Source organism: Allohahella sp. A8, assembly GCF_047946665.1.
GTDB lineage: Bacteria > Pseudomonadota > Gammaproteobacteria > Pseudomonadales > Oleiphilaceae > Allohahella.
In genome coordinates, this window is sequence record NZ_CP172312.1 from 905,187 (window position 1) to 917,483 (window position 12,297).

A 12,297-nucleotide genomic window follows, 5' to 3' on the forward strand; every position below is an offset into this window, starting at 1 on the left:
GTGGATAAAAAATTACTCAGTATTCTCGCCTGCCCACTGTGCAAGGGTGATCTCAAGTTCGATCGTGAGAAGCAGGAGCTCATCTGTCGGCCCGACGGCCTTGCCTTTCCGATTCGGGATGGCGTACCGGTGATGCTCGAAAGCGAAGCCCGCACCCTGACGACCGACGAGAGACTGAGCTGATGCCGGGCTTCATCGTCATCATTCCGGCACGTTTCGCCAGCACCCGTCTGCCGGGTAAACCGCTGATCGATCTCGCCGGCAAGACCATGATACAGCGCGTCTATGAACAGGCCAGCGCAAGCGGTGCAACGGCTGTGTACGTAGCAACTGACAGCGTGCAGGTCGCGGAAGCCGTGTCTGCCTTCGGCGGAAAAGTGCTGATGACCAGTGCCGAGCACAGCTCGGGCTCGGAGCGTCTTGCTGAGTGCGTGGACCTGCTGGAGCTGGCGCCGGACGACTGTGTGGTCAACGTTCAGGGCGATGAACCGCTATTGCCATCCGATCTTATCGATGAGGTGGCCGCCGTCCTGCTGCATGATGATCTGACCCAGATGTCGACACTGGCTACGCCAATTACCACCCGGGCAGAATTCGAAAACCCGAATGCCGTCAAGGTTGTACTGGATGGCGATAGCCGCGCACTCTACTTTTCACGTGCACCGATTCCATTTCGAAGGGACGGCGCCACGCCTGAAGCGGGTGCCTATTACGGGCTGCGGCATCTCGGCATCTATGCCTATCGCGCACGTTTCCTGCGGGAGTATGTGGGGTGGGTGCGCACCGACCTCGAGGATATCGAAGCGTTAGAGCAGCTGCGTGCGCTGTGGCACGGCGTGCGTATACGCGTCGATGTCACCCATCAGACATTAGGTCCTGGAATCGATACGCAGGCGGATGTCGAACATGTACTGAAGTTGCTCAAGCAGGCCGCCGGAGCGACCGAAGCATGATGAACATATTGTTTGTTTGCCTGGGCAATATATGCAGATCGCCCTCTGCTGAAGCGGTATTCCGCGGGCTTGTCCAGAAGCAGGGCCTGCAGCAGCACTACCGGCTGGATTCGGCAGGTACGGGTGACTGGCATGTCGGCAAGGCGCCCGACCCTCGGGCCATCGAAGCTGCTGGTAAACGTGAACTCGACCTTTCGGAACTGCGCGCCAGACAACTTTCGGCCGAGGATTTCCAGGCCTTTGATGCCATTGTCGTCATGGACGATCAAAACTTCGAAGACGTCATGAATATCTGTCCGAGCCAGAGCCTCGGCAAGATATCCAAACTATCGGATTACGCCAGAAATCCCGACGTGCGCGCAATCGACGATCCATACTACGGTGATGATCAGGGCTTCGATCGCATGCTCGACAATCTCGAGGATGCCTGCGCGGGCCTGCTGGAGCGACTCGAAGTCAGACGCCAGGCTCTTGAAGACAGAGGCTGACACGGCCCCCGGGGTCGCTGGGTTCAATCTTGCAGGCTTCAATACGCTGTCGATTCCAGCGATTGCGGAACGCTTCATCGAGGTCACTACGCCCGAGCAGCTGCGTGAGGAGCTCGCCAGCCTTCAGGCCTCTGGCTTGCAGCCGGCGCTGATACTCGGTGGCGGGAGCAATGTGGTGCTGACACAGTCGCGCTACCCGGTTGTATTGCACCTGCAGATGAAGGGCATCCGCTTTCGGGGTGATGGCAACGTTACCGTCGCCGCCGGGGAGAACTGGCATGGCTTCGTTGAGCGAACGCTCGAGCACAAGTGTTATGGCCTTGAGAATCTTGCACTGATCCCCGGCAGTTGCGGTGCAGCGCCGATACAGAACATCGGCGCCTATGGCGTCGAAATTGGCGAGTTCGTCACCGCCGTGCGGGCGATGCACAGGCAGAGTGGTGAGAGCAGATCATTTTCAGCAGATGAATGCCGATTCGCTTACCGCGACAGCTATTTCAAGGGGCCGGAGGGCAGGCAATGGATCATCCTGTCGCTGGATCTGCAGCTTCGAACACAGGCGCGCCTGAATCTCGCTTACCCTGAACTGGCCGCGGCCTGGGCGGCGCAGTCGGATTGGCTAAATGAAAGTGAACTACAGATCACTGACGAGGCGCAGCGGCTCGCCCGGGTGGTTGCAGCGCTGAGGCGCTACAAGCTGCCGGATCCTGCGGTCACGCCTAACTCGGGGAGCTTCTTCAAGAATCCAATCGTCGACGCACAACGTTTCGAAGATTTGCAGATGCGCTGGCCGGGTATCGTCGGTTATCCGCTCGCAGGCGGGCAGGTGAAGCTCGCAGCAGGTTGGCTGATAGACCGGGCAGGCCATAAGGGCAGTGTCTCGGGCGGCGTGGGTCTGCACCACCGGCAGGCGCTCGTGCTGGTGAATCCTGGCCGTTGCAGGGGTGCAGCGGTACTCGACTTCGCCAGCCGTATTCAGCAGGATATCGCCAGACATTTCGCCGTCAATCTTGAGATCGAGCCTGATCAGTACTGATTGGCGCAATGCCATGTTCGTCCATGAGCTCTACTCGATTTCGTCCATTCAGTTTGGCCCGATACAGGGCTCGGTCCGCGGCATCAACTAGCAGGTCCGGTGTGCTGTAGCCGGTGCCGGTGTTGCCCGGAATCGTGGCGGCAACGCCAATGCTCACGCTTATGTTGATAGTGATCGCCTCATGCCGCACCACAGTCCTTGCGATAAGTTGACGGATTCGTTCGGCAATGGTCACAGCTGCAGGGCCGGTGGCATCCGCCAGCAGAATCATGAATTCTTCACCGCCCCAGCGCCCGACCAGATCGGACGGTCGCTGCACTACACTGGTCAGAAGTTTCGCCACCTCGCGCAGGGCCTGATCGCCGAAGGGATGGCCATACTCATCATTGACGGCCTTGAAGTGATCCAGGTCCAGCAATAATACTGACAATGCGGTGCCCTGACGTTCGCCGCGACTCCATTCCCGCTGCAGCGTCGCATTGATCGACCGCCGATTGCTCAGCCCGGTTAGCTCATCGGTGGTACTCAACAGTTTCAGCTCCCGATTGGCGTCGGCCAGTTCAGCCATCGTCTGCTCAAGGGCCTGTGTCCGCTCGCGAACGTGAAGTTCGAGCTCCACCCGCGTCTGTTTCTGCGCCTCGATGGTTTGAAGTTGCGACTGGTTCAGTCTTGCGAGTGCTTCGCGTTCAGCTGCAGCTCGCCTCTGCCACTGCATCTGCAGCCGGAACGCCAGAGCTATCGACAGGATAAGTGCCTCAAAAGCAATGCCTACCTGGAACGCATGCAGGGTCATCGCGTTCGCTGGAATCAGGCCCATCTCAAGTAGCATAAACACGACGGCGCCGGAAATCAGGGCCGACCAACCGGCAACATAGAACATCGCTTCGAAATAACCCCTGCGTACCTGTATGAGGCCGGCAATGAAGAGCAATGTTCCACCCGGCGGCAGAATGATGCTCGTCAGCAGCAGCGCAGTGCTGTAGTCACCAAACAGGCAGTAGATGCCAAGCAGCACCCAGAGCCAGGCCAGTATCCGCAAAACCACGTCGAAACGCGGCAAGTGTTCAGGCAGCCGGAGGAACGCTCGGGTGAACATGACGCTGATACCCGCGCCGAGTATCAGGTCGAGCACAAAGGCGCGCTGGTTCCAGTCGGCACTGTCTGGCCAGAGAAACTGGTAGGCGTAGCCTTTACTGATGAAAATGAACATTACGGTGGAGAGAACAAAGATGCTGTAATAGATGTACGCCCGATCCTTGATGGCAACGAAGACCGCAATACTGGTCAGGATCATGATGGCCATCAGGCCAAAGAAGCTGCCCTGGATGAGATTGGTGCTGGCGACATCGGCCACGTACAGATTTTCCGAGGTCAGGCGCATGGGCACCCGCATGCTCTGCCGGCTCTGGACCCGCATGATCACCCAGTCGGTGGCACCTTCATCGGGCAGGAGCAGGAAACTGAAATTGTTGTCCCGAATCAAGCGAAGGTCGAAGGGGAGGCTGGCACCGACTGTGTAATGCCTTAGCTGTAAGGTTTCCGCCTGCTCAAGCAATGAACTCACTTGGCTCAGATTCCAGCGCAGCTGTGGTGGCGGCTCCGTTTCGATATTGGAGAACGCAAAACTTGTGGCTGTGTTCGGTGCCTCGGCAAGAATGACATCGATCTGGCGCTCGGGGCCACCGCGTCCACGCGCACTGTCGATCACTGAAGGGCTGGCCCGCGAGGCACCCGATTCGGCCGGCTCATGGATACGATAGACATCGATGCGATCGAGCAGGGGGGCCTGAATCTGCAGGATCCATCGCCTGACCGCTACCCCTGCAGACCATTCGAGGCCAAAGGCCAGCCAGACATGATCTGTGGTCAGGCCGAGATTGGGAATCTCGTCCATCCGTTCCCACTGTGACAGACGCTCGGGCGCCAGAACGTCTTCCAGGCGCAGCTCGGCGCTGGCATCACGAAACATCATCAGTCCTGGAATCAGCGGCAGCTGGTTGATCGCTTCTGGCTGCCCGTGCCTGCGGTCATTCGCCTCCGCCTGCCCACTCAGCACCCACAGCCAAATCAGCAGAACCCAGACCATCTGCAAGCTCGTCAGCGGCCGAAATGTGCAGGCACCATGATTGGCTCGGGCAGCAGAGCTTAGTTGATGCAAGCGATGGTCGCCGATTGAGGTAGGTTCATACCATCAAGTCTAGACGACGCCTGGAATTTAGCCCTGGCGGCTGAGCTGAATTGCCGCTGCTGGAATCATACGCATTCTGCTATCATCGACACGCTGAATTGTATACAATTCACCTCCGATTACGCGTAAACAAGCCGGAAAACCCCAGCTTTTCGTGTTTATGGAGGAATCTTGTATTCAATAGAGCCTACAGAGCCCACGCCACAAGCCGGCCAGGCAACCTTGGGCGAGCAAGCATTCGATCTGTTGCAGACGGCAATCATTCGTGGGGATATCGAGACCGGCACGCGGGTCAGTGAGGCAGACCTCATGACGCGCTTTGCATTAGGCCGGGCGCCCGTTCGTGAAGCCATGCAACGTCTCCAGGCGCGCGGGCTGATCGTGCGCCGCCCACATGCCGGTGCAAAAATCATTTCACTGTCCGCACAGCAGCTCGACGAGCTCTATCTCGTCCGTGAAGCGCTCGAAGGCATGGCCTGCCGGCTTGCGGCCACGGCCATGACTGATGAAGAGTTACGCAGTCTTCGCGAACTGCTTGAACAACATGCTGACGAGATTCGGCGCGAAGGCGGTCTGGAATATTATCAGCGCGAAGGCGATTTCGACTTTCACTACCGAATAATTGCTGGCTGCAAGAATGAACAGCTCGCACGGCAGCTGACGGGTGACCTCTACCATCTGCTGCGGCTGTACCGCTATCGTCTCAGTACGCTGCGGGGCCGTCCGGAACGGGCGCTCAAGGAACATATGCGGGTGCTCGATGCGCTTGATGAGCGCGACCCGGATCTGGCCGAGCTGCTGATGCGTCGGCACATTTCAGCAGCCAGAAACAATCTGCTTACCAGGCTCAGCGCTACTACGCTGCTACAGAACAGGAGCTCACAACCATGAACGATACCTCGCATACCATCAGCCCAGGCCAGCGTTTTCGGCAGGCCATCGCTTCCGAGTCACCGCTGCAGGTGGTCGGCACTGTGAATGCCTACTGCGCCATGCTCGCCGAGCGGGTAGGCCACAAGGCCATCTACCTCTCCGGCGCCGGCGTCGCGAATGCCTCCTACGGCTTGCCTGATCTGGGCATGACCAGCCTCAACGACGTGATCGAAGACGTTCGTCGTATCACCGCAGCATCAGCACTGCCGCTGTTGGTGGATATCGATACCGGCTGGGGCGGCGCTTTCAATATCGCCAGAAGCATTCGAGAGATGGAGCGAGCTGGTGCGGCTGCCATACATATCGAAGATCAAGTTGCGCAGAAGCGCTGCGGACATCGTCCCAACAAGGCCATCGTGACCACAGCTGAAATGTGCGACCGTATCAAGGCAGCCGTCGATGCCAGGGTTGATCCAGATTTCTTCATCATGGCGCGAACGGATGCCTTTTCCAATGAGGGCCTGCAGGCAGCGATCGATCGTTCGCATGCCTTCGTCGAAGCTGGTGCTGACGGTATCTTCGCCGAGGCGGTCAATGCACTCGACGACTACAAGGCCTTTACATCGGCGCTGGATGTGCCGGTTCTGGCCAACATTACCGAATTTGGCCAGACGCCGCTGTATAACAAGGCCGAACTGGCAGAGGTGGGCGTTTCAATTGTGCTCTACCCACTCAGCGCCTTCAGGGCAATGAACAAGGCTGCACTAAACGTGTATGAGCACCTGCTCCAAGATGGCGACCAGAAAGCGGTTGTCGACAGCATGCAAACAAGAATGGAACTCTACGACTTTCTGAATTACCACGCCTTCGAGCAGAAGCTCGATGCGCTGTTCAACAAGAGCGGAGACTGAAGATGGCTGAAAAGCAGGCTGAAAAGAAACTGGGTGGCGCGGGTCTGCGGGGCCAGGTAGCGGGGCAGACGGCACTTTCGACGGTAGGCAAGGCAGGTCATGGCCTGACGTATAGAGGTTTCGATATTGAAACGCTCGCGGAGAAGGCCACTTTTGAGGAAGTGGCTTATCTGCTGCTACGTGGGCACTTGCCGAACCGGACTCAACTGAGCGCTTACAAGGCCAAGCTCAAGAGCATGAGAAAACTGCCCGAAGCACTGAAGGCCGTGCTCGAACAGATACCCGCCGATTCGCACCCTATGGACGTGATGCGAACCGGTTGTTCCATGCTGGGCAACCTGGAAACCGAACAGAGTTTTGATGAGCAGGACCAACGCATCGATCGTCTGCTCGCGCTGCTGCCAAGCATCATCTGCTACTGGTATCGCTACAGCCACGATGGCATTCAAGTCGACCCGGCGGCTGAGTCAGCAGACTCCATCGCTGGCCACTTCCTGACGCTGCTGCACGACAAGCCGCCGTCAGCGCTGTTCGAGCGTGTGCTGGATGCTTCACTGATCCTGTACGCCGAACATGAGTTCAATGCCTCGACCTTTACCGCCCGGGTCTGCGCATCGACCCTGTCGGATATTCATTCCTGCGTCACCGGCGCGATAGGCACACTACGCGGGCCACTGCATGGCGGCGCCAACGAAGCGGCCATGGAACTGATCGAGAGCTTCCAGTCGCCTGATCACGCTGAAGAAGGCCTGATGCAGATGCTGGCGCGCAAGGACAAGATCATGGGCTTTGGTCATGCCGTTTATAGCGAATGCGATCCGCGTAACGCCATCATCAAGCGCTGGTCAGAAAAGCTGGCCAAGGATGCCGGCGACGAGCGTCTCTACGATATCTCTGTTCGCTGCGAAGAAGTGATGTGGCGCGAGAAGAAGCTGTTCTGCAATGCCGACTTCTTTCACGCCAGCGCCTATCACTTCATGGGCATCCCAACCAAGCTGTTTACGCCTATCTTCGTCATGTCGCGCGTGAGTGGCTGGACTGCACACGTGAAAGAACAACGTGCAAACAATCGAATCATCCGTCCATCGGCGGAGTACACAGGCCCGGAATCAGCTGAATGGGTCGATCTGGCCGACCGCTAAAATCTTCGTTATTAATTTCGTTGAAACACTTGAGGAGCTAAACAATGAATGCAAATGTCGATCTCAACGATCGCCCGGATTACGACGACGCCATACAGGCCATAGCCGACTATGTGCTGAACTTCGATATCGATTCCAGCGAAGCCTGGGACACCGCCCGTAACTGCCTGATGGATACCCTCGGCTGTGGTCTGCTGGCCCTGCGCTTTCCTGAGTGCACCAAGCACCTCGGTCCTATTGTTGAAGGCACGGTCGTGCCCAATGGTGCGCGAGTACCCGGCACCCAGTTCAGGCTGGATCCGGTCAAGGCCGCCTGGGACATTGGCTGTATCATCCGCTGGCTGGATTACAACGATACCTGGCTCGCCGCCGAGTGGGGCCACCCGTCCGATAACCTCGGTGGCATCCTCGCCGTAGCCGATCACCTGTCGCAGAAGCAGGTCGCTGCAGGCAAGGCGCCGCTGACGATGAAGGCTGTGCTCGAAGCCATGATCATGGCTCACGAAATCCAGGGCGTACTGGCACTGGACAACAGCTTCAACCGCGTTGGTCTCGACCACGTGATACTGGTTCGTGTGGCATCGACTGCTGTCGTGGCCAAGCTGATGGGCGGAAACCGTGAGCGTATCATGGCTGCCGTTTCACAGGCCTGGGTCGATGGTTCGGCACTGCGTACCTATCGCCACGCGCCAAACGCGGGTTCACGCAAGTCATGGGCAGCAGGCGACGCCACTTCACGCGCCGTGCGCCTGGCCGACATCACCATGCGTGGTGAGATGGGTATACCTGGCGTACTGACTGCCAAGCAGTGGGGCTTCTACGACGTCTCCTTCAGCAAGACCAACGCTGACCAGAAGATGAAGGACGCCGACAAGCGACGCTTCAGCTTCCAGCGTGACTACGGCAGCTATGTCATGGAGAACGTGCTGTTCAAGATCAGCTTCCCTGCAGAATTTCACGCCCAGACCGCTGCCGAAGCTGCTGTTACGCTGCATCCTGAGGTCAAGAATCGCCTGCATGAGATCGAGCGCATCGAGCTGACTACCCACGAATCAGCCATCCGCATCATTTCAAAGGTTGGCGCCCTGGCCAACGCCGCAGACCGCGATCATTGTCTGCAGTACATGACAGCCGTGCCACTGGCCTTTGGCAATCTTGTAGCCGAGCACTACGAGGACAGCTTCCACAGCAGCAATCCGATCATCGATGAGCTGAGAGAGAAGATGGTGGTGATGGAAGACAAGCGTTACAGCGTGGAGTATCACGAGCCAGAAAAGCGCTCCATTGCTAACGCCATTCAGGTCTTCTTCAAGGATGGCACTTCAACCGACAAGGTCGAAGTCGAGTACCCGATTGGGCATCGTCGTCGGAGAGAGCAGGGTATCCCGCTGCTGGAAGACAAGTTCCGCAACAACCTGGCGACCCGTTTCCCGGCCTTCCGCTGTGATCAGATCTTCGCGCTGTGCAAGGATCAGGACACGCTGGAAAACACACCGGTCAACGAGTTCATGGACCTGTTCGTAGTCTGAGAAAAACTGGACTGAACCGTCGTCTGATCCTTCAGACGACGCTTGAGGATGAGCCGGACTTAGAGCCGGCCGTCCACTTCAGATCGCGGCAGCACGTACTTCACATCGAACAGTATATGCTCAGCCTTGCCGAACGAGTGAATGCGTTCAGCCCCAAGCTGTACAAACTGCTTGTGACCAACGGCCAGCACGATCGCGTCGTACTCTCCGGCCTTTGGCTCATGCACCAGTTGCAGGCCGTACTCATGTTCAGCCTCGGCAGGACTCGCCCAGGGGTCGAACACATCGACAGTGGCATTGTAATCCTTGAACGCCGAAATCAGGTCGATGACCTTGGTGTTTCGAATGTCAGGACAGTTTTCCTTGAAGGTCAGGCCCATGATGAGCACCTTGCAGCCGCCGACCTGGATGCGCTTCTGCGTCATCAGGCGGACCACACGTTCCACCACACCCCGACCCATACCGTCATTGATACGTCGACCCGAAAGGATCATCTCGGGATGATGCCCTACGGCCTGTGATTTGTAGGTCAGGTAATACGGATCTACACCGATACAGTGGCCGCCGACCAAGCCAGGCCTGAAAGGCAGGAAGTTCCACTTCGTACCTGCCGCCTCGAGCACTTCGAGGGTGTCAATGCCAAGCTTCTCGAAGATCTGCGACAGCTCGTTGATCAGTGCAATGTTGACATCGCGTTGTGTATTCTCGATAACTTTTGCAGCTTCAGCCACCTTGATGCTGCTGGCCTTGTGGGTACCTGCCGTGATGATCGAGGCATACAGCGCGTCCACTTTGTCAGCAATTTCAGGTGTGCTGCCCGAAGTGACCTTCAGAATATTGGTCACACGGTGTTCCTTATCGCCTGGATTGATCCGCTCAGGACTGTAACCAGCATAGAAATCCGTGTTGAACACCAGTCCCGAGACTTCCTCGAGTATTGGAATGCAGACTTCCTCGGTCGCGCCTGGATACACCGTGGATTCATAGATCACGATGTCGCCCTGCTTCAGCACGCTGCCGATCATCCGGCTGGCACTGCGTAGCGGGCTCAGGTCAGGCGTCTTGAACGCATCGATCGGCGTAGGTACGGTCACGATGAAGATATTGCAGCGCTTGAGGTCAGCAACTTCAGCGCTGTAATCGAGCTTGTCGGCAGCGGCCAGCAGTTCTGGTTCAACTTCAAGCGTATGGTCTTCGCCTCCCCGCAGCTCCTGAATTCGGCGCTTGTTGATGTCGAAGCCCAGCGTGGGATACTTCTTGCCGAACTCGACCGCCAACGGTAAGCCGACGTAGCCAAGTCCTACGATCCCGATATGAACATTATCCTGCACAGTAGATCCTTCCTCCGAATGCTCGAGGTGCGCTCGAGAAAATTATGGTCAGCCAGTCCCTGCCTGAGTATCCGCCGACTGCCGAGTCTGCACTGAGTATAGCTTCCCCGGCCGCGTGTCAAAGCGAAATCAATGTGAATCTTTATAGGCCTTGTAAATAGCTGATTCGATGTCGCCAGCCTGCGAGGTCATCAAGGCCTGCAAGGCGGCTTTGGCTGTACTGCAATCTTCACGCTCGCAAGGCGCGGAAGTGTAGAGCAGGGCAGCGTCGCTGCGTCCCTTGAGGAACAGACTCTCGAGCTGGCCGATCTTCGCCGACACGCCGCCGGTGAAGAACGAGCCGCCGATCATATAGCTATACAGCACCGCCGACCGCTCAGCGGAGCCCCTGTGCTCCAGCTCCAGCCACTGATAGCCTGGCAGCTCTGCGGCGTAGGTATCGAGCGGACGCCACAGCCGACCGTCGAACAATGCATTATTGTACTGGATCAGCTCGGCCCTGTGTTCCTCTCGCGAATACAGATAGATATCGATCGTCATCTGCTGCTTCGATTCCAGCGCAACGTAGCTGCCTTCAAACTTCTGGGTATAGCCATTCATGTCAGCACGTGGCGCATTCGGAAAGCGGAACGCGATGCGATTCCAGTCCATGCTGTCAGGCCCTGTCTCGAGGCTCGCCGGCATGACGATTGGCGCGAAGACACTCTGCTTCTTGGTCAGCCCATGCATGAGCTGGGTGCCTGCTGGAACGCACAGGACGACCGCTGCCACGGCGATCCAGAACCAGCGCCGCGCAGGCGGCGTTCCGGAGTTTGCCTGCGTGCCCGCACTCGCGTCAGCTCGCTGTCCTTCGACCGGGTCGGACTCCAGACGGCGCGCATACCAGAACCATGGAATCATTGCGCCTGCGTAGAGGTACCAGCCGAAGTTGTCATGATCCTGCATCAGTGGCGATTGCATATCGGTGTAGTAGCCAATCGCGATGAGGGCAGCAACCCGCACCCAGTTGGTGATGAGAGAAACCACAATCGCAGACACGATCAACTTCATGATCTGTCGTCTGTTGTCGAGATAGAGATGGGCATAGAGAATGCCCAGCAGCAGGCTCACCAGCAGGTACCGCAGGCCCGAGCAGCCGCCGGCAATCTCGAAGGTGCCCTGGGGAATCTTAACGAAAAAGCCGTATATCTCCGCTTCGATATCGATCGCCCACAGGGCAAACTCGCTGGCCTTGGTCGTCAGCCACTGTAGTGGGTAGTTCAGATAGTCCCAGACCGGCATCGCAAAATAGAGGATGCCAACCGGGACGGACATTCGGTACAGTGCGCCGGATCCGAGAATGAGAATCAGTCCACCGTAAATGATCGCGGGCAGCAGGAGTTGCTGAACGAACTCGACACCGGTGAGCCAGGCCAGGGTCCAGAGCGCAGCCGCGCCAGTAGCCGCAAATGCGACAAACGGGGTGGTGAGTGCTGCAGATGCCAGGCCTGGTGCTGGCCTGACAGGCAGGGCCCGCACGACCAGCCATAGCACGAGTGCAAGTACCAGGAAGCCGTGCCCGTAGGACTGGTCCAGCTCCACCCATTTGCCGAACAGGGATGTCCAGGTTGGGGCGAAAACCACACCGCAGAGGCCAAGCCAGACGACCACTGGCCAGAACTGGTCAGGCACCCGCCTGTTTGGCAAGGCATCTGAGCTTACTGTATGCACCGACTGCGAGTCCGGCGCTGGATCGTGACTACTCATGCTGTTCTGTCTGCACCATTGAGATCGTTTGGCTGAAAACTGTCATGGAGCGGCGCAGATTGCCAGCTATACTGAATTTTTACCAGTTGCGGATGTGTAA

11 protein-coding genes are annotated in these 12,297 nt (G+C 57.7%); 8 read left to right on the forward strand and 3 right to left on the reverse strand.

Features of this window, described 5'->3' with window-relative positions:
- The 4 genes from ACH3PB_RS04475 to murB are packed head-to-tail and all read left to right on the forward strand — an operon-like array spanning position 1 to position 2,477.
- Complete coding sequence (locus tag ACH3PB_RS04475) at positions 1–183, forward strand: Trm112 family protein (RefSeq protein WP_416398236.1); 183 nt, start codon at positions 1–3, stop codon at positions 181–183.
- Positions 183–953 (forward strand): 3-deoxy-manno-octulosonate cytidylyltransferase, encoded by a 771-nt coding sequence (gene kdsB, locus ACH3PB_RS04480; protein ID WP_416398238.1) that lies wholly within the window; start codon positions 183–185, stop codon positions 951–953. Before ACH3PB_RS04475 ends, kdsB begins: the two co-directional genes overlap by 1 nt.
- Positions 950–1,441: a low molecular weight protein-tyrosine-phosphatase gene (locus ACH3PB_RS04485; RefSeq protein ID WP_416398239.1), complete on the forward strand. Its 492-nt coding sequence runs from the start codon at positions 950–952 to the stop codon at positions 1,439–1,441. The genes kdsB and ACH3PB_RS04485 overlap by 4 nt, the downstream gene beginning before the upstream one ends.
- Positions 1,425–2,477 (forward strand): UDP-N-acetylmuramate dehydrogenase, encoded by a 1,053-nt coding sequence (gene murB, locus ACH3PB_RS04490; RefSeq protein ID WP_416398241.1) that lies wholly within the window; start codon positions 1,425–1,427, stop codon positions 2,475–2,477. Before ACH3PB_RS04485 ends, murB begins: the two co-directional genes overlap by 17 nt.
- Here the strand turns inward: murB and ACH3PB_RS04495 are convergent.
- A complete protein-coding gene (locus ACH3PB_RS04495; protein WP_416398243.1) occupies positions 2,446–4,563 on the reverse strand; it encodes a diguanylate cyclase in 2,118 nt (705 codons plus the stop codon). The genes murB and ACH3PB_RS04495 overlap by 32 nt on opposite strands.
- 273 nt (positions 4,564–4,836) lie before the next feature.
- Between ACH3PB_RS04495 and ACH3PB_RS04500 the strand changes: the two genes are divergently transcribed.
- Genes ACH3PB_RS04500 through prpD form a run of 4 tightly spaced genes read left to right on the forward strand, consistent with a single transcriptional unit; the run spans position 4,837 to position 9,120 of the window.
- Positions 4,837–5,556 (forward strand): GntR family transcriptional regulator, encoded by a 720-nt coding sequence (locus ACH3PB_RS04500; RefSeq protein ID WP_416398245.1) that lies wholly within the window; start codon positions 4,837–4,839, stop codon positions 5,554–5,556.
- Positions 5,553–6,449: a methylisocitrate lyase gene (gene prpB, locus ACH3PB_RS04505; RefSeq protein WP_416398246.1), complete on the forward strand. Its 897-nt coding sequence runs from the start codon at positions 5,553–5,555 to the stop codon at positions 6,447–6,449. The genes ACH3PB_RS04500 and prpB overlap by 4 nt, the downstream gene beginning before the upstream one ends.
- A 2-nt stretch (positions 6,450–6,451) precedes the next feature.
- On the forward strand, positions 6,452–7,591 hold the full coding sequence (gene prpC / locus ACH3PB_RS04510) for a bifunctional 2-methylcitrate synthase/citrate synthase (protein ID WP_416398247.1): 1,140 nt from the start codon (positions 6,452–6,454) through the stop codon (positions 7,589–7,591).
- Positions 7,592–7,635: 44 nt separating this feature from the next.
- Complete coding sequence (gene prpD, locus ACH3PB_RS04515; protein WP_416398248.1) at positions 7,636–9,120, forward strand: 2-methylcitrate dehydratase; 1,485 nt, start codon at positions 7,636–7,638, stop codon at positions 9,118–9,120.
- Between the two features lie 59 nt (positions 9,121–9,179).
- Here the strand turns inward: prpD and tviB are convergent, their stop codons facing one another.
- Positions 9,180–10,451, reverse strand: a complete 1,272-nt coding sequence (gene tviB / locus ACH3PB_RS04520; protein WP_416398249.1) for a Vi polysaccharide biosynthesis UDP-N-acetylglucosamine C-6 dehydrogenase TviB — start codon at positions 10,449–10,451, stop codon at positions 9,180–9,182.
- 129 nt (positions 10,452–10,580) lie between these two features.
- Complete coding sequence (gene xrt, locus ACH3PB_RS04525; protein WP_416398250.1) at positions 10,581–12,197, reverse strand: exosortase; 1,617 nt, start codon at positions 12,195–12,197, stop codon at positions 10,581–10,583.
- Positions 12,198–12,297: the final 100 nt, after the last annotated feature.

Excerpts from the sequence above, each read along its gene's own strand:
- kdsB (WP_416398238.1), top strand. The coding sequence starts at position 183 with ATGCCGGGCTTCATCGTCATCATTCCGGCACGTTTCGCCAGCACCCGT.
- ACH3PB_RS04485 (WP_416398239.1), top strand. The coding sequence starts at position 950 with ATGATGAACATATTGTTTGTTTGCCTGGGCAATATATGCAGATCGCCC.
- ACH3PB_RS04495 (WP_416398243.1), bottom strand. The coding sequence starts at position 4,563 with ATGGTCTGGGTTCTGCTGATTTGGCTGTGGGTGCTGAGTGGGCAGGCG.
- prpB (WP_416398246.1), top strand. The coding sequence starts at position 5,553 with ATGAACGATACCTCGCATACCATCAGCCCAGGCCAGCGTTTTCGGCAG.
- prpC (WP_416398247.1), top strand. The coding sequence starts at position 6,452 with ATGGCTGAAAAGCAGGCTGAAAAGAAACTGGGTGGCGCGGGTCTGCGG.
- prpD (WP_416398248.1), top strand. The coding sequence starts at position 7,636 with ATGAATGCAAATGTCGATCTCAACGATCGCCCGGATTACGACGACGCC.
- xrt (WP_416398250.1), bottom strand. The coding sequence starts at position 12,197 with ATGAGTAGTCACGATCCAGCGCCGGACTCGCAGTCGGTGCATACAGTA.